This is a genomic window from Stenotrophomonas sp. LST15-1-1.1, assembly GCF_040815575.1.
In the GTDB taxonomy this organism is placed as follows: domain Bacteria; phylum Pseudomonadota; class Gammaproteobacteria; order Xanthomonadales; family Xanthomonadaceae; genus Stenotrophomonas; species Stenotrophomonas lactitubi_B.
In genome coordinates, this window is the sequence record NZ_JBFPNJ010000023.1 from 237,781 (window position 1) to 259,474 (window position 21,694).

Below are 21,694 nucleotides of genomic sequence, written 5' to 3' on the forward strand. Positions count from 1 at the left end.
CGCGGTGTACACGCCCGCCGGGATCTGACACGTGGAAGGGATCAGAAGTGCATCTGCGCGCGAAGTTCGAAGATCTCCGGGGTGCTGTGCACACCGCGACGGCTGGCGTCGACCTTCACGTAGTTGGCCTGGAACTTGAAGTGGCTGGTCAGGTACCAGTTCGCGCCCAGGGTCAGGTCGTGCTGGCGGCCGCCGAGGATGCTGCCGTCGTCCAGGTCCAGGCGGCTGTAGCGGGCCACCAGTTCCACCGCACCGTAGTCGTGCGCCGGCTTGATGTTGGCAACGGCGCCGGCGTTGTACGGGCGCGATTCGCCGGTCAGCACCCAGCTGGCCATCGCGTACTGGCCGTGGCCGGTGTAATCGGGCTTGCCGTCATTGCGGGTGACGGTGGCCTGCAGCGCTTCGGCCTGCAGCGAGAACGGGCCGCGGATCCAGATACCTTCCAGGCCGGTGCGGCGGATCTGGTCGGCGGTGACCAGGGCCCCGGAATCGACCAGGCGGATGTCGGTCAGGCCGGCTTCCGGACGGGCGCGCAGGCGCGCGCTGGCTTCATGATGCACGTCGCGGCCATCGTGGTAACCGCGCGGGTTTTCCTGCGAATAGGCCAGGCCCAGGTGGATCACGTCACCCGGTGCCTTCACCGGCGTCCACACCGCACGCACCGCCTGGGTGGTGCCGGGGTTGTCGCCCTGCAGGTCCTTGCCGCCATAGGCGCCGGCCTGCAGCAGGTACTGCGGACGCTCCAGCACCCATTCCACGCCGGTACGGCGGCCTGCGTAGAACGCCTGCACGGGCAGCGCGGTCTCAAGGAAGCTGCCGGCGCGCGAGGAGGTATTCGCATCCAGGCCGACCGGGGTCTTCATGTAGCCGAAGCGGAAGCGGCCGACATCGCGGCCGAAGAACGCCTTGCTCTCGAAGCGCACGAACACGTCCAGCCAGGTGTCGGCCTGGAAGTCGTAGTAGACCATCGCGTCGTACACGCCCTTCTTTTTCAGGGTCGCGCCGAATTCCTTGCGGCGCACCGCGTCGTCATCCTCGATGCCGCTGGCGGACGAGAAGTCGTTGTAGTCGTAGGCGATGTTGGCGGTAGCGGCCAGTTCGGTGCCGTCGCCAAAGGCGTACTTGGTCGGCCAGTTGTCGAAATCCGCAGCGGATGCGAAGGCGGGGAGGGCGGCCAGGGAAAGGGCCAGCAAGGTGGGAATCGGGCGCATGGGTGGTGCGGCTCTCTCAGAATGCGTGTGGACAGGACAACAACGGCCGCAATGGCCGGAACTTTCGCAATGACGCGCCCGGCCGTTCAGGTCGGGCCACCGGCATCCCCGCGATCAGCGGTGCGGCGCCAGTGTAGGCAGCGCAGCCACCTGAACCGGGGGGCTAGTACCAATAGGTTATCTGCGCGGCGGTGCGTGGCGCGTACAAAGGCGTCCATTGGTCGCACCCCTGTGCCTGCAATCGAGGGGCATGCGATCAGTTTCCACGGTAACGGTTCCCGTGCACTTCCGGGGCCGTACGTGCCTGAAAACGCCCCTTCCGGAGTCCGCCATGCACATCCCGACCGCTGCACCGGTGCCCAGCAAGCCGTTGCCGCTCTACCGCCAGCTGTATTTCCAGGTGATCGTGGCGATCGTCCTGGGCGCTGTCCTCGGCCACTACGAGCCGCTGATCGGCGAGAAGATGAAGCCGCTCGGCGATGCCTTCATCAACCTGGTGAAGATGATCATCGCCCCGGTGATCTTCCTGACCATCGTCACCGGCATCGCCGGCATGACCCATCTGCGCACGGTGGGCCGCGTGTTCGCCAAGGCGATGGCGTATTTCCTGTTCTTCTCCACGCTGGCGCTGATCGTCGGCATGATCGTGGCGCACGTCGTGCAGCCCGGCGCCGGCATGAACATCAACCCGGCCGAGCTGGACCAGACCGCGGTACACAGCTACGTCGAGAAGTCGCACGACCTGACCCTGGTCGGCTTCCTGATGGACATCATCCCGAAGACGCTGCTCAGTGCCTTCGTTGACGGCAACATCCTGCAGGTGCTGTTCGTGGCGGTGCTGTTCGGCATCGCGCTGGCCTCGGTGGGCGAGAAGGGCAAGCCGATCCAGAACTTCCTGGAAGCGCTGGTCGCGCCGGTGTTCAAGCTGGTGCACATCCTGATGAAGGCCGCGCCGATCGGTGCCTTCGGCGCCATCGCCTTCACCATCGGCAAGTACGGCGTCGGCTCGCTGGTCAACCTGGCCTGGCTGGTCGGCTCGTTCTACCTCACCGCGTTCCTGTTCGTTGCGGTGATCCTGGGTGTGGTCTGCCGCCTGTGTGGCTTCTCGGTGTTCAAGCTGGCCCGTTACCTGAAGGCTGAGCTGCTGCTGGTGCTGGGCACCTCGTCGTCGGAGTCGGCGCTGCCGTCGCTGATGGAGAAGATGGAGCGTGCCGGCTGCAGCAAGTCGGTGGTCGGCCTGGTGGTCCCCACCGGCTACTCGTTCAACCTGGACGGCACCAACATCTACATGACCCTGGCCGCACTGTTCATCGCCCAGGCCACCAATACCGAATTGACCCTGGGCCACCAGATCGCCCTGCTGCTGGTCGCCATGCTCAGTTCCAAGGGCGCGGCTGGCGTCACCGGTGCCGGCTTCATCACCCTGGCCGCCACCCTGGCGGTGGTACCGGAAGTGCCGGTGGCCGGCATGGCGCTGATCCTGGGCGTGGACCGCTTCATGAGCGAATGCCGTTCGCTGACCAACTTCATCGGCAACGCGGTGGCCACGGTGGTGGTCTCGCGCTGGGAAGGTGCGCTGGACCGCGACCGCCTGAAGCTGGCGCTGGATGGTCGGGAAAGCGAACTGCCGCCGCCGGTCGATGCCGTGCCGCTGGCAATGACCGAGGCGCTGCCCGCCAAGGGCTGATCCGGGTGTGTGGTACTGCGGGGCCGGTCACGACAGTGGCACGGCCCCGCAGCGTTTCAAGGCGTCCCACGGCTGTCATCGCCAGCGCCGAAGCTGTGCTCTGGTAACGTCGCATACGCCATGGAATTGTGCGGTCGCAGCATCACTGCGACAGCATAGCGACAGGTCCGACCGCTCCAACGGGGGTATGATCCCCTGTCCCTTCTGCCCATTCATGTAACCCACATCGATGTCCAACGAAGATTTCAAACAGGCCGCCCTCGATTACCACCGGATGTCTCCGCCCGGCAAGATCAAGGTTTCCGCTACCAAGCCCATGCTGACCCAGCGCGACCTGTCGCTGGCGTATTCGCCGGGCGTGGCGTACGCCTGTGAAGCGATCAAGGCCGATCCGCAGCAGGCCAGCGAGCTGACTGCCCGCGGCAACCTGGTGGCGGTGATCTCCAATGGCACCGCGGTGCTGGGCCTGGGCAACATCGGCGCACTGGCCGGCAAGCCGGTGATGGAAGGCAAGGGCGTGCTGTTCCAGAAGTTCGCCGGCATCGATGTGTTCGACATCGAAGTGGACGAGAACGACCCGGACAAGCTGGTCGACATCATCGCCTCGCTGGAGCCGACCTTCGGCGGTATCAACCTGGAAGACATCAAGGCACCGGAGTGCTTCATCGTCGAGCGCAAGCTGCGCGAGCGCATGAAGATCCCGGTGTTCCATGACGACCAGCACGGCACGGCGATCATCGTCGGTGCCGCGGTGCTGAACGCCATGGCGATCACCGGCAAGAAGATCGAAGAAGTGAAGCTGGCGACCACGGGCATGGGCGCGGCCGGCATTTCCTGCGTGAACATGCTGGTGCAGCTGGGCCTGAAGCCGGAGAACATCCTGGCCTTCGACCGCGAGGGCGTGATCCACACCGGCCGTACCGACCTGGACCCGGAAAAGCTGCGCTATGCGCGCGACACCGACAAGCGCACCCTGGCCGAGATCGTCGACGGCGCGGACATCTTCCTGGGCCTGTCGGCACCGGGCATCCTGACCGCCGAGATGGTCAAGACGATGGCGCCGGACCCGGTGATCTTCGCGCTGGCCAACCCGACCCCGGAAATCATGCCGGAACTGGTGCGCGCTGCGCGTCCGGACGCGATCATCGGTACCGGCCGGTCGGACTACCCGAACCAGGTCAACAACGTGCTGTGCTTCCCGTACCTGTTCCGCGGTGCGCTGGACGTCGGCGCGACCGCGATCAACGAGGAAATGAAGATCGCCTGCGTGCGCGCGATCGCCGCGCTGGCCCGTCGCGCCGCCACCGACATGGGCTCGGCCTATGGCGGTGAGACCCCGAGCTTCGGCCGCGAGTACCTGATTCCGCGTCCGTTCGACCGTCGCCTGCTGGTGGAGCTGTCGGCTGCCGTGGCCCAGGCCGCCATGGATTCGGGCGTGGCCGCACGTCCGATCGCCGACATGGAAGCCTACCGGCAGAAGCTGTCGCAGTTCGTCTACCGCACCAGCCTGATGATGAAGCCGGTCTACGACCGCGCGCGCAGCGACAAGCAGCGCGTGGTGTATGCCGAAGGCGAAGAGGAAGTGGTGCTGCAGGCGGTGCAGAACGTGGTCGACGACGGCTTGGCACACCCGATCCTGATCGGTCGCCCGGAAGTGATCGAATCGCGCATCGAACGCCTCGGCCTGCGCCTGAAGATCGGCGAGAACATTGAAGTCACCAACATCAATGACGACCCGCGCTTCAACGAATACTGGCAGTACTACCACGGCCTGACCGGCCGTCGTGGCGTCACCGTGGCCGCCGCCAAGAACCTGATGCGTTCGCGGCCGACCCTGATCGCCGCGGTGATGGTCGCCCGTGGCGAAGCCGATGCGATGCTGACCGGCATCGTCGGCCGCTTCCACAAGAAGCTGGGTTACGTGCGCAGCGTGCTGCCGCTGGAATCGAAGGTCACCTCGACTTCGGCGATGACCGGCGTGATCAACCAGCAGGGCGTGTTCTTCTTCGTCGACACCCACGTGCAGGAAGACCCGACCGCAGAGCAGCTGTGCGAAGCGACCCTGCAGGCGGCGTACCGCATGAAGCTGTTCGGCGTCGAACCGAAGGTGGCCCTGCTGTCGCACTCCAACTTCGGCAGCCACGATTCGAAGGATGCGCTGAAGATGCGCCAGGTGCGTGAGCTGCTGCTCAAGCGCAACCCGCGTCTGAACGTGGACGGCGAAATGCAGGGCGACACCGCATGGGATGAAGCCCTGCGCCAGAAGCTGCTGCCGGGCTCGACCCTGCAGGGCCGTGCCAACCTGTTCGTGCTGCCGAACCTGGAAGCGGCCAACATCGCCTACAACCTGGTGCGCGTGTTCACCGATGGCGTGGCGATCGGCCCGATCCTGATGGGCGTCAACAAGCCGGTGCACATCCTGACCACCAGCGCGACCTCGCGCCGTATCCTGAACATGACCGCGATTGCCGCGGTCGATGCGCAGATCCGCAAGCAGATCGAAGCGGAAAAGAAGGCATAAGTCTTCGTTCCGCTGCGATCTGCAGAAACGCGCCCTTCGGGGCGCGTTTCTGTTTCCGCCCCGCGGAAACCGGATCGGGTAGCGCCGGGCCATACCCGGAGAGCGCGCAGCGCGGCGCTTCTCGCATTCCGCCGGGCGTGGCCCGGCACTACCGGAAAACTGCAGCCGCCCGGTAATCGCCCTGCAACCTCATTGCGGCCCAATACGCCCACGCGGCCTGGCCGTGGGAAGGGACCGGACCGGCCTTCCCACCCTGGGCCCGACCAACTTTCCATGGGCGGAGCAGTGTCATGCGCAGTCGAGTGAGCAAGCGGTATTTCCAGCAGTTGTTCGCGCTGTACGCCGGCTTCGTGCAATCGCGTTGAAGGCCGCCGGGGCATCCGCCCGGCAGCGTCGAACTCAGCGCCGCTTCGCGCGTCGCGCAGGCGGCGGCGCAGGGGTGGGGGAGCGCGGCTTGGCGTACTCTGCCCACAGCGCCGGCAGGGTCTTGCCGGTGTGCTTCTGCCACAGCGCCGGCGCATAGCGCCCGTCGCGCAGATCCTTGTCCAGTGCCAGCACCAGTCCCGGGTGCGCCGCTTCGGCCCACTTCAGGAAAGCACCGGTTACCCGATAGCCACTTTCCACCGTCTGCCCTTGGCTCAGCTTGTCCGGCAACGCCCAGCCGGCAACGGCGTTGTTCATGCCGTAGCGATCGCGGGCGTAGTCGGCGATGCCCTCCACCAGCCAGCCCGGCACGCGCTTGTCGCCGTAGCTGGGGTATCCCTGCACGATGTGCATCGCTTCGTGGGTCACCAGATCGATGTCGTCCGGGTGCTGGGCCAGCCAGCCCGGATTGATGGTGATGGTGCTGGCCTTGTCCTTGTCGCCGACGAAGGCGACGCCGTTGTACGCCGGATCGATCACGATGCGCACTTCGTTCGGCGCGGCCGGGCGGAAGTCCGCACGCTCGCGGAGATAGGCGAAGTAGAACGTATCGATGATGCGCTTGCGCACCGGTGCGGCCAGCGCACCGGCAGCATCCTGGTAATACAGGGTCACCCCTTCACGGCTGACCTGGCCATCGAAGGCCTGGGTCTGCGGCTGTGCCTGGCTGAGGCTTGGAAATGCAAGGGCGGCAAGAGCGAGGGGGAGGAAACGTAGGCGCATGGACGTCATTGTAGGGGGGAGGGCGCCAACAGTTCGATCTCGGCCAGCTGCAGGCGCCCCGGCGCAGCCAGGCGCAGACGGTACTCGGCGTAGCGTGAGGGCGAAGCGATACGGAACGGGCGGGTCTGCCGGGCCGAGGTGAACTCTTCGCCGCGGCGCTGGTCCAGCGTTACCCAGTGCCCGTTGCCGGTACGTGCTTCCAGTGTCCATTCGCCGCCGCGGATAGCGCCGTCACCGCTGGTCAGCGTGTACATCGTCGGTACGCCATCGCCCACGTGGCTCAGCGCGATGGTTGCGCCACCGCCCAGCGGCACCGCCGTCGTGGCATCGTCGTCCACCAGCGCAGGCAGGGCGCGACCGTCGGCCAGCGTTGCCTGCGCGCCGCTGCCCAGAAGGTCGTGCAGCAGTTGCGGCCGCTGGCCACGCGCGGTCAGCGAGCGCGGTACATCATCCACGCCGCTGCCCCAGCGCGACGGCTGCGGGCCCATCACGAAGTCCAGGGTCGCACCCTTGGCGATCACTTCGTGCGGCACCCAGGTCTTCGTCCACGGCTTGCCGTTGATCTTCAGCGACTGCACGTACACGTTCTCACGCGAATTCTGCGGCGCATTGACGGTCAATACCGCACCGCCCTGCAGCTCCACGCGCGCATGCTGGAACGCCGGCGAACCAATCGCGTATTCCGGCGCGCCCATGCGCAGCGGATACAGCCCCAGCGAGGCCAGCACGTACCACGCCGAGGTCTCGCCGTTGTCCTCGTCGCCCGGATAACCCTGGCCGATCTCGCTGCCGACATACAGCCGCGACAGGATCTCGCGCACATGCTGCTGGGTCTTCCACGGCTGCCCGGCATACAGGTACATCCACGGGATGTGGTGTGCCGGCTGGTTGCTGTGCGCGTACATGCCCATGCGCACATCGCGCGCTTCGGTCATCTCGTGGATGGTGCCGCCGTAGGAGCCGGCGAACGCGGCGTCGGCGGTTTCCGGCGTGGCGAAGAAGGTGTCGAGCTTGGCGGCCAGCTTGTCGCGGCCACCGTACAGCGCGGCCAGGCCTTCGCCATCGTGCGCGGCGGTGAAGGCGAACGTCCAGCCATTGGATTCGGTGTAGTCGTGGCCCCACACGCGCGGGTCGTAATCCTTGGCATCCAGGCGCCAGCTGCCATCGGCCTTGCGGCCCTGGAAGAAGCCGGCGGCCGGATCGAACATCGTCGCGTAGCTGGCGGCGCGGTAGCGGAAGTAGTCGGCTTCGGTGGTGTAGCGTTCGCGCGCGGCGGCCGTGCCTGCACGCTTGGCCAGCGCTTCGGCCATGTTGGCGATGCCGAAATCATTGAGCGCCCCTTCCATCGTCCATGACATGCCTTCATGCACGTCGGCGCTGGCATAGCCGCGGAACGTCGAGCGCTCCATGCCCTTGCGGCCGACGTGGCGGTCCGGCGGCACCACGGTGGCGTTCTTCAGCGCTGCGGCATAGGCCTCTTCGGGATCGAAGCCGCCGATACCCTTCAGCCACGCATCGGCGAAGGCCACGTCCGAGCTGGTGCCGACCATCAGGTCCGCGTAGCCGGGCGAAGACCAGCGTGCGATCCAGCCACCGGCGCGGTACTGCTCGATGAAGCCCTGCACCAGCTGCCCGGCATCATCCGGGGTGAACAACGCGTACGCCGGCCAGGTAGTGCGGAACGTGTCCCAGAAGCCGTTGTTGACGAACACCTTGCCGTCGCGCACCGGTGCGAAGCTGCGCGTCGCGCTGCCATCGGTGTTGTCGTCGGCGGCGCTGGCCTGGCTGGCATAGCGCCAATCGGGAGCGGCGGCAGTGCCCGCATTCTCGTGGCCGGAATTGGGATACAGGTACAGCCGGTACAGGCTGGAGTACAGCGTGGTCTTCTGGTCGTCGCTGGCGTTGCCGATGTCGAAGCGGGCCAGGCGCGCATCCCACGCATCCTGGGCACGCCCTGCCACGCTTTCCAGCGTATCGGCGGCGGCGATTTCCAGCGCCAGGTTGTGGCGCGCCTGCTCGAGGGAGATCAACGACGTGGCGATGCGCATCGTCACCCGGCGCTCGTTGCCCGCGTCGAACTTGATGTAGCCGGTGGGGCGGCCGGTACCGATCTGGCCGCTGCTGCGCCACGGCTTGTCGAAGCTGGCCACCACATACATGCGGGTGGCGCCGTTGGACAGGCCGCTGCGGGTATCGGTGTAGCCGGACAACGTCTGCGTGGCGGCATCGAGGGTCAGCCCACCACGCGCATCGACGTTGTCGAACAGCAGGTTGGCGTCGCCGCCTGCGGGGAAATCGAAGCGGAACAGCGCGGCATGGTCCGTGGGGGCGATGGATGCGGCGATGCCGTTGTCGAAACGCACGTCGTAGCGATACGGGCGCGCGCTTTCCTGTGCGCGGTCGAAGGACAACGCCCGCTTGCTGCGGTCCGCTTCAGGCACACCGCGCGTGGCAGAGGGCATTATCTGGAAGGTCTGGCGGTCGCCCATCCACGGGCTGGGCTGGTGGCTCAGGGCAAGCGCCTGCAGCTGCGGCCGGTTCTTCGCATCGTTCTGCTCGTTCCAGCGGTACAGCCAGTTCAGTGCGCCGGCATCGGTCACCGGCGTCCAGAAGTTGAAGCCATGCGGTACAGCGGTGGCCGGGAAGTTGTTGCCGCGCGAGAAGGTGCCGTTGGCCTGGGTGCCGCGGGTGGTCAGCACCCAGTCGGAGACACGCTGCGGTGCCTGCCGCGACTGCACGTCCAGTCGCACGTCGTCGATCCAGCCCGATACGGGGGCGCCATCGGCGCTGGCCACCTCGAGCTCGATGGCGATCACGCGGCGTCCCTTCAGCGCGGGCACATCGCCCAGGCGCACCGCCTTGCGCGCCCACTGCTGCGGATACAGCGTCTTCGAATCGCCCTGCGCCTGTGCGCCCAGCGCCACGCCGTGCTGGTCGCGCGCGCCGCTGGCGGATACGCGGCTGCCATCGTCCAGCAGCAGGTCCAGCGAGACATAGGTGGAGGACACGGTGTCCTTGCCGACGATCTCCGGCAGTACCAGCCAGGACAGCGTGGTGTCGGCGTCGATGGGTAGATCGGTCTTGAACAGTTCGCGGCGCGCCTGGCCGCCATTCGCGCTGTAGTGCAACGCATGCAGGCCGCTGTAGCCGACGTTGCGCTTGGCCGCGTACGGCGCCCCAGGGCCACGGCCGACGTCAACGGACAGCGCGCCAGCCGATCTGGCCGGTGCCGGCTCGCCTGGCTCGAAGGAGGTCTGCAGCCCTTGCGCCAGCACCGGCGTCGCAGTGGTCGCACAGGCCAGGGCCAGGGCGAGCGGAAGCAGGGCGCGGCGTGGATCGGACAGGGTCATGCAGGGTCTCCCGGTAGGGCAGGCGGCAGGCAGAACCCGCATCGGCGAACACCACGGACGGCATCGCCCCGCCCGCCACGGGGCAGTCGGGAGGCGATGCCGGTCCGGTGGGGGGCGGGCCATGCGATCGGGTCAGGAATGGATCGGACCCGATGCTGCAACAGCTGGCAGCGCCCTGACAAGTGCCATTTAGTTCGATCCAAATGCGGGAAATTCGAGAGAAGGCCGGTTCTGCACGGAACTGTCTGTCGGGCTTAGGGAATTTCCTGCGGACCGGGCTCGGCGACGCTGCCGGAGAACCCGCAGGCGGGTTGCATGGGCAGGCCGCGGCGTTGGCCTGAAGCAGGGCGCCGTGCGCAGCGGCCACGCAGCGCACGGTGTTTGCCGGGCCCAGATGCTAGAATCGCAGGCCTCGCAATCCGTTCATCGACATCCGCCATGAGCCATACCGCCACCGCGCCCGCCAACGCCGAAAAGCGCTACACCGTGCACCGCAGCGATCTGCCGCTGAGCTGCCCGACCCCGGAAATGGCGCTGTGGAACTCGCATCCGCGGGTGTACCTGCCGATCGAAGACGAACCCAACGGGCAAGCGCAGTGTGCTTACTGCGGCGCCGTGTTCGTGCTGGCCGACTAAGCGGCCGCCCCCTCGATGCGCCGATTGACCGTGGTGCAGTTGCTGCCGGCGCTGCACTCCGGCGGTGTCGAGCGCTCGACCCTTGAAATCTCCGCAGCCCTGGTCGCTGCCGGCCATCGCGCGCTGGTGGTATCGGCCGGGGGGCGCCTGGTGCAGCCGCTGCTCGACAGCGGTGCCGAGCACCTGACCCTGGATATCGGCCGCAAGTCGCTGCTGACGCTGCGCCATCTACCCACGCTGCGTCGTCTGTTCACCGACGTGGGCGCCGACATCGTCCATGCCCGTTCGCGCCTGCCGGCGTGGCTGGGGCTGTACGCGATCCGTGCGATGCAGCCGGCGCAGCGCCCGCATTGGGTCACTACCGTGCATGGGCTGAATTCGCCCAGCCGCTACAGCGCGGTGATGACCAGCGGCGAACGCGTGATCTGTGTGTCCAACAGCGTGCGCGACTACGTACAGACGCATTACCCGACGGTGCCGCATGACAGGCTGCATGTGATCCCGCGCGGGGTGGATGTCAGCCAGTTCCCACGTGTGGCGCGCGCCGATCGGCGGCCCCGGCTGGCGCTGGCGGCCGACTACCCGTGGCTGGCCCAGGTCGACGGGCCGCTGTTGCTGCTGCCCGGTCGCGGCACGCGTCTGAAGGGCCACGCCCACGCGTTGCAGTTGCTTGCCGATGTCCGTGCAGCGGGCGTGCCGGCACAGTTGTGGATGCTGGGCACGGACGAGCCTGGCCGGGAAGCCTACGTGGCAGAGCTGCGCAGGCAGGCGGCCGCACTCGGGGTGACCGGGGCGGTGCACATCAGCACGCCGACTGCGCGCATCGCCCAGGCGTACGCCGCCAGCGATCTGGTGCTGCAGCTGTCGGACAAACCGGAAGCCTTTGGTCGCACCGTGGTCGAAGCGTTGTCGGTCGGCAGGCCGGTGTTGGGTTGGGACCACGGCGGCGTCGGCGAACTGCTGCAGCAGCTGCAGCCCAGTGGCGCCGTGCCGCTGGGCAATGCGCAACTGCTGGGTGAACGTGCGCTGGCCCTGCTGGCACAGCCGCCATCACTGCCGGGTCGTATCCCGTTTACCCTGCAGGCCATGCAGCGCGATACCCTCCGCCTCTATGCCGACCTCGCTGGCTGACGCCACGCCGCCCCTGCGCGACGAGCGCGCCGGCCGCTGGGCACCATGGTGGGTGCTGGCCTACGTCGCGTTGTGGCCGCTGCCAGGCATCGCCGAAACGGTGCTGGGCCTGGGAGCGGTGTACGCCGCTGCACGCATGGTCATCCGCCGGGTGCAGCATCGACCGCATCTGCTGAGCCCGGCCGCGTGGGCGCTGACATCGATTCTTTTCCTCGGCTACTGGTTGCCGCAGGCGTTCTCGGCCTTCGATGCCGTGGACCCGTCGGCGTCGTGGACCAAGGCGGCGGCCGGGCTGCGCTATCTGCCCTTCATGTGGCTGGTGGCGATCGCCGTGGCCACCCCGCAGCGGCGGCGCTTGACCCTGGGTGGGTTGGCGGTGATCACCGGACTGTGGACGCTCGATGCGCTGGTGCAGGCACTGGCAGGCACCAGCCCGTGGTTCTGGTCGCTGCAGCAGCTCAAGTTGGCCATCAGCGGCCACGCGTTGTGCCCGGCTGAAGAAGCCGCGCTGGCTGATCGCCTCAGCGGGGCGCTTGGGCCGTGCAACCTGAAGTTCGGCCAGGTGCTGGCCAGTCTTTCGCCGTTCCTGTTGTTGCCGGTGGCGCGCCGTTTCGGCAATGCGGGCTGGTTGCTGGCCGCTGCTGCGGTGGGTGTGGTGCTGCTGCTGGCCGGCTCGCGTGCCTCATGGATCACCTTCGGGCTGGTGGTTGTCTACAGTGGCGTGCGCCAGCTGGGGTGGAAGCGGCTGGGCCTGCTCACGCTGGTAGCTGCTCTTTCGGCGGGTGTACTGTCGGCCAGCGTTCCGCAGTTGCGGGAGCGTGTAGCGCGCACGGCAATGGCCTGGGAAGGTGGCGAGGACGGGGTCGAACAGGCACTGTCCGGTCGTACCCGCATCTGGAGCGCGGCGGCCTGCATGATCCAGGCGCATCCGATCAATGGTGTTGGCGCGCGTGGTTTCCGCGATGCCTATCCGCATTGCGCCGCTGACCAAGGGCCGGCGGTGTGGGGTGCGATGCCGGCGCTGCACGCCCATCAGATCGTGCTGGAGATTCTTGCCGAGACCGGTGTGCTGGGTCTGTTGCTGTGGCTGGCAGCGGTAGCGCAGGCATGGCGTGCATGGCGATTCGCCCCGGCAGCGGCGCGCGAGCGAGCACGGCCGGCAATGCTGGCACTGGCGGTTACCGTGTTCCCGCTCAATACCCACCTGGCGTTTTATTCCGCGTTCTGGGGCGGCCTGACCGTGCTGCTCGCCGCGCTGTTCGTCGGCACGCTGCTGGCGCGCGAACCGGACGATCTGCCGGGCGCCGCGTAGTTTCCGCATCCACGCATGGCGTAGAGCTGCCGGGGATGCCGATCAGTAGATCCACGCCATGCGTGGATGGGCTTTCCCATGAACATTGGCGGTCGTCGCGGCTTTTCCCGACCTGCCGCGAGGTGGTCCGCCAATGCACGAAGAGCCCCGCAACCCGCAGTCTGGTCACATGGCCAGCCCAAGACTCCGTTACGGTCGCTCCTCCCGCACAGGCGACATCTATTCCCTGACCACGGCGACCCATGGCCGTGCGCCCTTTTTCGCCGATGCCGCCAACGTGGCGGTCCTGGTCGATACCCTGCGTTTCATCGAACGCAATGGCTTCAGCGACAGTCTCGCCTGGGTGGTAATGCCCGACCACCTGCACTGGCTGATGGAGCTGCAGAGGGGAACGCTGGCCGAGTGCATGGCACTGCTCAAATCGCGCAGCAGTCGGCTGCTGAACCGGCAATTGGGACGGAACGGGCCGCTCTGGCAGCACGGCTACCACGACCATGCGGTGCTTACCGATGAATCCCTTCATGAAAAGGCGATGTACCTCCTGGCCAATCCGGTGCGGGCAGGACTGGCTGGCGAGTTGGGGGAATACCCCCACGCCTGGTGTCGTTGGCCGTTGTAGATTCGGGCAACGGAAGGGAGAGCATCCACGCATGGCGTGGATCTACTGGGAATGCCGATCCGTAGATCCACGCCATGCGTGGATGGGACATTCCCGCCCGTCCGTCAAATCACTTGTAGAAATCGCTCCGCCCACCGGGCTGGCGCTTGAAGCGGCGGTGGATCCACAGGTACTGGTCCGGCGCCTCGCGCACCATCTGCTCGATGGCCTGGTTGACCCGCGCGGTATCAGCCTCGACGTCTTCGCTGGGGAAGTTCTCCAGCGGCGCGCCGATCTTCAGGAAGTACTTTCCGCCTTCGCGGCGATGGAAGTAGGGGATGACCGCACACCCGGTCATCCGCGCCAGCTGGTGGGTCGCGGTGATGGTGGATGCAGTGTGGCCGAAGAACGGCACGAACACGGTGTCCTTGCCGCGCATGTCCTGGTCGGGCGCGTACCAGAGGAAGCCGCCCTTCTTCAGGTGGCGCACCGTCGCGCGGATGTCCTCGTTGGCGTACATCGCCTTGGCGTAGCGCAGGCGGCCGAACTTCACCGCCCACTCGTACACCGGGTTCTTGTGCTTGCGGTACATGCCGGACAGGTCGACGTGGTCGCACAGCAGGCGGCCGCACATCTCCAGGGTCATGAAGTGGCCCGAGACCAGCAGCACGCCGCGGCCCTCGGCCTGCATCTGCTTGAGGTGTTCCAGCCCTTCGATGTGCACCTGAGGGCGGATGCTGTCGATGCTGCCCCACCAGGAGCGCGCGCATTCGAAGATGCCCACGCCCAGTGCGTCGAAGCTGTCGCGCACCAGGCGCTTGCGCCAGGCCTCGTCCTTCTCGGGGAAGCACAGCCTGAGATTGACCTCGGCGGCATGGCGGCGGCTGCCGGCCAGGCGCCAGGCGATCGAGCCGACGCCGCGGCCGAGTACGCGCTGCAGCGTCCACGGCAGCCGGGCGATCCCGAAGGCAGTGAACATGACGGCAAACATCGGCCAGTTGCGTGGATCACGCAGCGACGGACGGACGGCGGTGGTGGCATCGGACATGCCCCCATTCTACCAACCCGGCCGCGTGTCTTTCCCGGGGGGCTCCCGTATCCTTGCCGCATGCGTAAAGACCCTGTCGAATGGATCCTGCGTGGCCTGTACTCGGCCGTGCTGTACCTGCTGCTGCCGATCACCGTGTACCACCTGGTCTGGCGAGGCTTCCGGGTCCGTGAATACTTCCGGCGCTGGGATGAACGCTATGCGTCCTATCCGCAGCCGAGCGGCCAGCCACGGGTCTGGCTGCATGCGGTCTCGGTGGGCGAGGTCAACGCCGCTGCGCCGCTGGTCAATGCGCTGCGCCAGCAGCGGCCGGACATCCGCTGGGTCATCACCACCATCACCCCGACCGGCTCGGAACGGGTGCGCGCGCTGTGGGGCGATGCGCTGGACCATGTGTACCTGCCCTACGACGTGCCGGGCAGCGTCAACCGCTTCCTCGGCCACTTCCAGCCCAGCCTGGCGCTGATCCTGGAAACCGAGTTGTGGCCGAACATGCTGTTCGGCTGCCGCGATCGCCGCATTCCGGTCTACATCCTCAATGCGCGCCTGTCGGCCCGATCGCTGCGTGGCTACCGTGTGCTGGCGGCGTTGATCCGGCGTGCGCTGCGCACGGTCACCTGCGTGGCCGCACAGTCGCAGGATGACGCCGCACGCTTCGTGCAGCTGGGCGCGGCGCCGGAACAGGTGCAGGCGCTGGGCAACCTGAAGTTCGACATCGCCACGCCGGACGTGCAGCCCTTCATCGAACAGTTCCATGCCCATGTACCTGCCTCGCGCCCGGTGTGGATCGCGGCCAGCACGCATGATGGCGAAGAACAGGCGGTGGTCGACCTGCACCGCCGCCTGCGCCAGCAGCATCCGGACCTGCTGTTGCTGTGGGCGCCGCGGCATCCGGAGCGCTTCCCCAAGGTGGAAGCGCTGGCCCGCGAGCAGGGCTGGAACGTGGCGACGCGGCGCGCGCAGCAGTGGCCGGATGCGGGCAGCGATGTCTTCGTCATCGACACGCTGGGCGAACTGATGCCGTTCTATGGATGTGCGCAGGTCGCCTTCGTCGGCGGCAGCCTGCAGGCCATCGGCGGCCACAACCTGCTGGAACCGGCAGCAATGGGCACTGCGGCGGTGACCGGCCCGCACCTGCACAACTTCGCCGAGATATCGCGGCGCATGCGAGAGGCCGGCGCATTGCTGATCGGCGAGGACGTGCAGGCGGTGGGCGATCTGCTGCTGCACCTGCTCGACGATGTGCAGGCGCGCGAAGACATGGCGCGCGCCGGTTGCACGCTGGTCAGCAATGGCCGTGGCGCGCTGCAGCGGACCCTGCAGCTGGTGGCTCCGCACCTGCCGCCGCCGCTGGCCTGAGACCCGGCCCGGCTCTGTCGTGATCGCCTGCATCAAGCCTGCTTGATGGCGTTGAATGTGTCGTAGCCGGACCGCTCCCGCCGTCCACGGCGTGCAAGCTGTCACATCATTGTTCGTATGGCGCAGATTTCGATTCCGCCTGCCGCATCTGGCTGCCAGCCTGTTGTCGACCACGCTTGGGCGACATCAAGGGAGCTTTGAATGATCGGCGACAACGGAAACGCGCTGCAGGCCAGTGCGAAGCCCGGAGGACTGGGCACCGACCATCTGCTGGTGGTGGCGCTGACCCTGCTGATGGGTGGCAGCGTTGTTGCCCTGGTCGGCCAGCACACGGCGGCGCAGGCGGGGCCAGCCATTGTCCTCAGCCTGTTGCTGGCGGCGCTGGGCGCGGTGCCGATGCTGTACTGCCTGCGCATGGCGATGCGGCGCGCGCCGAGTCCTTCCGGCCTGCATGGTCTGCTGCGTGCCGCCTGGGGCAAGCTGTTTGCGGATGTACTGGTGATTGCCCTGCTGCTGGAACTGACGGCGACCACCGCAGGTCTGGCGCAATCGATGGCACGTCATCTCTACGCAGCCGCTGAGGTCATCGAGGCCGCTCCCGCACAGTGGATGCCGTTGCCGATGGCGGCGTCGATCATGCTGTTGCTGTTGGGGGGCGCCACCGCTTTGCTGCGGACCCCGCGCGCGCTGCTGCTGGCCTGTGCACTGCTGACGGTGAAGCTGGGCGTTGGCTTGCTGCTGTTGTTGCTGGCGGCTCGCCATGTGCACTACGCGCATTGGATTCCGTGGCTGCCGTCGGCCATCGCGCCCTATCGCTTCGGGTTGGGCGGGGTGCTTGCAGCTGGCGTGACATTGCTCGGTGTGCTGCTCGGTGCAGGCCTGCTGGCGGGATTCTGCGGCACGGTACCGCGCCCTCGCTCGCAGATTTCCAGAGCCGCCGGCGCAGCGCTGCTGATGGCGATGTTGTGGCTGATGGTATTGGCTGCGCTGCAGTCGGGTCTGGTCGAATTTGCAGCGTTGGCCAGCACCCGGCCGCTGTCGGTGGCATTGCAGGGTGTGCCGCAACTGCAGTGGTTGCTGCCCCTGTTGCCGTTGGCGGGAGGCGCGGGGCTGGCGGCCCTGCAGTTGGTGCTGATGCTGTTGGCCGCGCGGCTGGGGTTGGAGGCCTGCCCGCCGGCGTGCGGCAATGCGGGCGCCAACGCGCGCTTGCTGCTGACGCTTGCACTGACCGTGCTGGGCGCGGTAGTGGCGTTGTTGCTGCCGGAGGGCTGGCTTCCACAGCTGCCGGGGCCTGCAGGCCTGTTGGTACTGGCCGCCATGTGCGCCGGCGTTGCCCGCAGCCAATGCCATGCAAGGGCGGCGACCGACGACCGCAGGCTCCTCCCGATGGTGCTCGCACCTGTGGCGACCGCGCTGTGCCTGTTGCCGGCCGTCATGGCCCGCACGTTCGTACCGGTGCTGGTGGTCCTGCTTGTGTTGCTGGGCGGCAGGCTCGTCCACCGATATATCTGGTGTTCCAGGTAGACCTGCCGACGTGGCGAGCCAAAAAAAAGCCACCCTCGCGGGTGGCTTTTCGATCAGACCGGTGCCGCCGACTCAGTTCGTCGTCGTGGACGGGTTGCCCGCGTCCTGGGTCAGCAGACGGTTGATGTCCTGCAGTTCGGCGACATCCAGACCACCCACGGCCTGGCTCAGCAGCAGGCGGTTCTGCAGGAAGTTGTAGCGGGCCTGCGCGTAATCCAGCTGTGCGGAGAACAGGATGCGCTGGTTCTGGATCACGTCCAGCACCGTGCGGGTACCCACTTCCAGGCCAACCTGCGAGGCATCGTAGGCGCTCTGTGCGGAAACCACGGCCAAACGGCGGGCTTCCACTTCGCTGATGCCCTGCACCAGGGTCTGGTAGGCATTGCGGGTGTTGCGGTCCAGTGCGCGCTTCTGCTGCTCGAAACCATCCTGGGCGATATCACGCTGGGCCAGGGCCTGGCGCACGCCGGACTGGGTGGCGCCGCCAGAGAAGATCGGCACGCTGAGGGTCAGGCCGATGCTGTTGGTGCGTGCATCGGGGGAGAGCGAACCGGCGCCGACGCTGTCGCCCCAGGTTGCGCTCTTGCCCCAGCTGCCGCCCAGCGACAGGGTCGGATAGTGGCCACCACGGGCTGCCTGCACGCCGGCTTCGGCGGCACCGACCTTCAGCTCCTGCGCCTTCAGCGCCGGGTTCTGCGTGGTCGCCTGCTGCACCAGCTGGTCCAGGTTGCCGCGGTTGGCCGGCACTTCCGGACGGAAATCGGCCGGCAGGCCCTTCAGGTTCATCACCGGCTGGCCGGTCAGTTCGGTCAGGGCCTGGTAGTTGTCGGCCAGGGTGTTCTGCGCAACGATCGTGTTGGCGCGCGCCTGGTCGTACTGGGCGCGTGCTTCGTGCACGTCGGTGATCGGCGCCAGGCCCACTTCCAGGCGCTTGTCGGCGAAGTCGAACTGCTTCTTCGCGGCCGCTTCGTTGGTCTGCGCGGCGTTCAGCGATTCGATCGCCACCAGCACGTTGAAGTAAGCCGCCGAGGTGCGAACGATCAGATTGTCGTTGGCCGAGTCGAGGGTGAAGTCCGCCGCCTTGCTCAGCTCGCGCTGCGAACGCAGGTTGTTGATCTGCGTCCAGTTGAACAGCGTCTGCGAGCCGTCGATCGTGTAGTTGCGGCGCTTGCTGGTGACCGAACCGGAGTTGGCATCGGCATTGGCTTCGGTACGGGTGCGGCTCAGCTGGGCCTGACCATTGATCTGCGGCAGCAGGGCAGCACGCGCCTGCACGGCGCCTTCCTTGTCGTACAGCCGGGTGGATTCGGCGGCGGACAGCTGCGGGTCGCCATTGCGCGCCATTTCATAGACCTGCAGCAGGTCGGCAGCATGGGCGGACAACGGCAGCAAAGCAGTGGCCAGCGCAACAGCGAGGGATCGGCGGATCATTGCGGCTTCCTTGGACTCAGAGGTGGAACTGGGGGGCCGGGGCGGCACCACGCAGGTAATCGATATCGGTCTCGAACAGCGATTCGGTGCTGCCATCGGCCTTCACCAGCAGCGCTTCCATCGCCGGCGAACGGCCCTGGATGACATACAGACGACCACCCGGACGCAACCACGAAGCGAACTGTGACGGCACCACGTCAACCGCACCAGTGACACAGATCACGTCGAAGCGGCGTTCGGTCTGCCAAACCAGGCCATCGGCCACTTCCACGCGCACGTTGGTGCCCAGGCCGGTGGCATCCAGGCGGGCGCGTGCAGCAGCGGCCAGCTCCGGATCGATTTCCAGGCTCAACACGTCGCGCGCCAGCGCGCCGATGCAGGCCGACAGGAAGCCGCTGCCGGTGCCGATTTCCAGCACTTCGTCACCCGGCTGCAGATCCAGTGCCTGCAGGGTACGGCCCTCGATGACCGGCTTCATCATCTTCTGGCCGTTGCCGATCGGCAGTTCGACATCGGCATAGGCCAGCGCCCGGTGCGCGTCGGCGACGAAGGCCTCGCGCGGCAGGCGGGCCAGGACGTCGAGCACCTTGATGTCCAGCACGTCCCAGGGACGGATCTGCTGTTCCACCATCAGTTCGCGGGCGTGGGCGTAATCAATCGTCATGAGGTTCAAATCCAGCGCAGTGGGCCGGCCATTTTACCGGTGCCGGAGGCCGGCGGCGCGCCCAGAGCATCAGCTGCGGGGTGGCCGGGGTCGCAGTGCCGGAAGTCATCGCGACCTCCGGTTCGTTCAGTTTTGGTTATCCAGTGGTTCCCGCCTCCCGCGGCGCGTAGGCGCGCAGGAAGAAATCCACACTGGCGGCCACGTGGATCGCAGCATCGGTCTCGACGGGTGACAGTGGCATGCCGCACATCATATGCATGTGCACTTCGCCCTTCACCAGGGTCAGGAACTGCTGGCCGGCGATGTAGCAGTCGGGAATGTCCAGTTCGCCGCGCTCGGCACGCAAGCGCATGAAGTCGGCCAGTGCCTCGCAGGTGCGCTGGGGGCCGGCCTGCCAGAACAGTTCGCGCAGGCGCTCGTCGGTCTCCGGGGCCATCATCACCCGCTGGATCGACAGGGCCGCGTCGGAGGTGATCATCTCGAAGAACGCCATACCGATGCCCAGCAACTGGTCGCGCAGGGGGCCTTCCACGTCAGCCACGAACAGCGCGTCGGGCAGCATCTCGATGCACTTGGACTGCACAGCTTCGGAGAACAGGGTCTCTTTGTCGCCGAAATGGCTGTAGACGGTCAGCTTCGAGACACCGGCCTGGGCAGCAATGCTGTCCATGCTCACGCCGCTGTAGCCCTGTTCGATGAACAGTGTCTTGGCTGCCTCGAGTATCGCCGCGCGCTTGCCCAGATCCTTGGGGCGCCCGGGGCCGGCGGCCTTGGCAGCGGGCTTGGCCGACGGCGGTCGAGAAGTGGAAGAACTCATTCCGCTAATACTAGACCAAGCGGTTCGATATTTATACTATACCGGCTGGTTCACTAATGTCCGCGTTGCAACAGTATGTTGCCGGCGCGTTCCCCCGGATTTCTTTTCAGGTCCTGTACCTCATGAAAAACATGCGTTGGTTGGGCGTAGGCGTGCTGGTCGTGGTGTTGGCAGCGTGCGGCAAGCAGGCCGCCGAGCCGGTGGCGGCCATTCCGGTGCTGGTGGTGCATCCCACCACGCAGGATGGGCAGGCCGCTGCCGCCTACCCGGGCGAGGTGCGTGCCCGCCAGGAAAGTCCACTGTCGTTCCGGGTTGGCGGCAATCTGGTCAAGCGTCACGTCGACGCCGGCGACCGGGTGAAAAAGGGACAGCTGCTGGGCGAACTGGATGCGGCCGACTACGCCTCGCAGGCGGCGGCATCGCAGGCGCAGCTGGCCGCGGCGGAAGCGGATCTGGTGCGTGCCCGTGATGACCAGAAGCGCTATGCCAAGCTGGCCGAAGACCAGCTGGTGAGCCGCTCGGCACTGGACCAGCAGACGGCGGCGTTCAAGGCCGCGCAGGGCCAGGCCAATGCTGCCCGGGCCAACCTCGCCGTGGCCCGCAACCAGGCCGAGTACGCGCAGCTGCGCGCGCCGGCCGATGGCGTGATCGCCAGCCGCCAGGCCGAAGCCGGGCAGGTCGTGAGCGCAGGGCAGACGGTGTTCACCCTGGCCGCCGACGGTGGCCGTGAGGTGCTGATCGCGCTGCCGGAAAGCAACATCCGCGACTACAAGGTCGGCCAGTCGGTGCAGGTGGAACTGTGGAACCGCCCGGGCCAGCTGCTGCCGGGCACCCTGCGTGAGATCGCGCCGGCCGCCGATGCGCAGGCCCGTACCTATGCCACGCGGGTCAGCCTGGCGCCGGAAGCACTGAGCGAAGTGGAACTGGGCCAGAGTGCGCGGGTGTTCGCCACCGCCGGGCGCAGCGGCGCGTTGCAGCTGCCGCTGGCGGCCGTGCTGCGTGGCAGTGACGGCAAGGCCAGCGTGTGGGTGGTCAATCCGTCCAATGGTGCGTTGAAGGCAACTCCCGTGCAGGTCGGTGCCTATGGCGCGCAGGCCGTGCCGGTCGTGTCCGGTGTGGGCGCGGCGGACTGGGTGGTCGCTGCCGGCGGCCATCTGCTGCGCGAAGGCCAGGTGGTGACGCCGGTCGATCGCCAGAACCGCCCGGTGCTGGCAGCGTCGGCCGCCACGCCGGCGCCGGCTGCAGGCAAGGGGCACTGA

Annotated in this window: 16 protein-coding genes; 9 read left to right on the plus strand and 7 right to left on the minus strand. The window is 67.0% G+C overall.

Annotated features, from left to right (window positions below; all coding sequences use genetic code 11):
• Positions 1 to 41 precede the first annotated feature (41 nt).
• The gene (locus tag MRBLST15_RS11415) at positions 42 to 1,211 is read right to left on the minus strand and encodes an OprO/OprP family phosphate-selective porin (protein WP_033831977.1); all 1,170 of its coding nucleotides are present in this window, start codon (positions 1,209 to 1,211) and stop codon (positions 42 to 44) included.
• 331 nt (positions 1,212 to 1,542) lie between these two features.
• Between MRBLST15_RS11415 and MRBLST15_RS11420 the strand changes: the two genes are divergently transcribed.
• The gene (locus tag MRBLST15_RS11420) at positions 1,543 to 2,898 is read left to right on the plus strand and encodes a dicarboxylate/amino acid:cation symporter (protein ID WP_099820994.1); all 1,356 of its coding nucleotides are present in this window, start codon (positions 1,543 to 1,545) and stop codon (positions 2,896 to 2,898) included.
• Positions 2,899 to 3,127: 229 nt separating this feature from the next.
• Complete coding sequence (locus tag MRBLST15_RS11425; protein WP_025874126.1) at positions 3,128 to 5,419, plus strand: NADP-dependent malic enzyme; 2,292 nt, start codon at positions 3,128 to 3,130, stop codon at positions 5,417 to 5,419.
• A gap of 399 nt (positions 5,420 to 5,818) precedes the next feature.
• Here the strand turns inward: MRBLST15_RS11425 and MRBLST15_RS11430 are convergent, their stop codons facing one another.
• Positions 5,819 to 6,574 (minus strand): basic secretory protein-like protein, encoded by a 756-nt coding sequence (locus tag MRBLST15_RS11430; RefSeq protein WP_367785952.1) that lies wholly within the window; start codon positions 6,572 to 6,574, stop codon positions 5,819 to 5,821.
• Complete coding sequence (locus MRBLST15_RS11435; RefSeq protein WP_367785953.1) at positions 6,571 to 9,915, minus strand: GH92 family glycosyl hydrolase; 3,345 nt, start codon at positions 9,913 to 9,915, stop codon at positions 6,571 to 6,573. The genes MRBLST15_RS11430 and MRBLST15_RS11435 overlap by 4 nt, the downstream gene beginning before the upstream one ends.
• Before the next feature lie 438 nt (positions 9,916 to 10,353).
• Here MRBLST15_RS11435 and MRBLST15_RS11440 point away from each other — a divergent pair, with 438 nt between their 5' ends.
• From MRBLST15_RS11440 to MRBLST15_RS11455, 4 genes are all read left to right on the plus strand, one after another.
• Positions 10,354 to 10,551, plus strand: a complete 198-nt coding sequence (locus MRBLST15_RS11440) for a zinc-finger domain-containing protein (RefSeq protein WP_025874129.1) — start codon at positions 10,354 to 10,356, stop codon at positions 10,549 to 10,551.
• 15 nt (positions 10,552 to 10,566) lie between these two features.
• Entirely contained in the window at positions 10,567 to 11,682 is a 1,116-nt protein-coding gene (locus tag MRBLST15_RS11445; RefSeq protein WP_312705360.1) for a glycosyltransferase, read from the plus strand.
• Positions 11,663 to 12,994: an O-antigen ligase family protein gene (locus tag MRBLST15_RS11450; RefSeq protein WP_312705361.1), complete on the plus strand. Its 1,332-nt coding sequence runs from the start codon at positions 11,663 to 11,665 to the stop codon at positions 12,992 to 12,994. The genes MRBLST15_RS11445 and MRBLST15_RS11450 overlap by 20 nt, the downstream gene beginning before the upstream one ends.
• A 169-nt stretch (positions 12,995 to 13,163) precedes the next feature.
• Positions 13,164 to 13,613, plus strand: a complete 450-nt coding sequence (locus MRBLST15_RS11455; protein ID WP_265954473.1) for an REP-associated tyrosine transposase — start codon at positions 13,164 to 13,166, stop codon at positions 13,611 to 13,613.
• A gap of 109 nt (positions 13,614 to 13,722) precedes the next feature.
• Here MRBLST15_RS11455 and MRBLST15_RS11460 read toward each other — a convergent pair whose 3' ends face one another.
• Positions 13,723 to 14,640, minus strand: coding sequence for an LpxL/LpxP family Kdo(2)-lipid IV(A) lauroyl/palmitoleoyl acyltransferase (locus MRBLST15_RS11460; protein WP_367785954.1), 918 nt, complete (start codon positions 14,638 to 14,640; stop codon positions 13,723 to 13,725).
• A 60-nt stretch (positions 14,641 to 14,700) separates the two neighbouring features.
• On the opposite strand from MRBLST15_RS11460, the gene waaA reads away from it, so the two are divergent.
• Both waaA and MRBLST15_RS11470 read left to right on the plus strand, forming a co-directional pair.
• Positions 14,701 to 15,999: a lipid IV(A) 3-deoxy-D-manno-octulosonic acid transferase gene (gene waaA, locus MRBLST15_RS11465; RefSeq protein ID WP_367785955.1), complete on the plus strand. Its 1,299-nt coding sequence runs from the start codon at positions 14,701 to 14,703 to the stop codon at positions 15,997 to 15,999.
• Between the two features lie 201 nt (positions 16,000 to 16,200).
• Positions 16,201 to 17,523, plus strand: a complete 1,323-nt coding sequence (locus MRBLST15_RS11470) for an amino acid transporter (protein WP_312705362.1) — start codon at positions 16,201 to 16,203, stop codon at positions 17,521 to 17,523.
• Positions 17,524 to 17,595: 72 nt separating this feature from the next.
• Here the strand turns inward: MRBLST15_RS11470 and MRBLST15_RS11475 are convergent, their stop codons facing one another.
• The 3 genes from MRBLST15_RS11475 to MRBLST15_RS11485 all read right to left on the minus strand — a co-directional run bounded on the left by MRBLST15_RS11475 (position 17,596) and on the right by MRBLST15_RS11485 (position 20,435).
• On the minus strand, positions 17,596 to 18,954 hold the full coding sequence (locus tag MRBLST15_RS11475; protein ID WP_367785956.1) for a TolC family outer membrane protein: 1,359 nt from the start codon (positions 18,952 to 18,954) through the stop codon (positions 17,596 to 17,598).
• Positions 18,955 to 18,970: 16 nt separating this feature from the next.
• Entirely contained in the window at positions 18,971 to 19,618 is a 648-nt protein-coding gene (locus MRBLST15_RS11480) for a protein-L-isoaspartate O-methyltransferase family protein (protein ID WP_100553501.1), read from the minus strand.
• A gap of 136 nt (positions 19,619 to 19,754) precedes the next feature.
• Positions 19,755 to 20,435, minus strand: coding sequence for a TetR/AcrR family transcriptional regulator (locus MRBLST15_RS11485; RefSeq protein ID WP_265954467.1), 681 nt, complete (start codon positions 20,433 to 20,435; stop codon positions 19,755 to 19,757).
• Between the two features lie 122 nt (positions 20,436 to 20,557).
• Between MRBLST15_RS11485 and MRBLST15_RS11490 the strand changes: the two genes are divergently transcribed.
• Positions 20,558 to 21,694 (plus strand): efflux RND transporter periplasmic adaptor subunit, encoded by a 1,137-nt coding sequence (locus MRBLST15_RS11490; RefSeq protein ID WP_367785957.1) that lies wholly within the window; start codon positions 20,558 to 20,560, stop codon positions 21,692 to 21,694.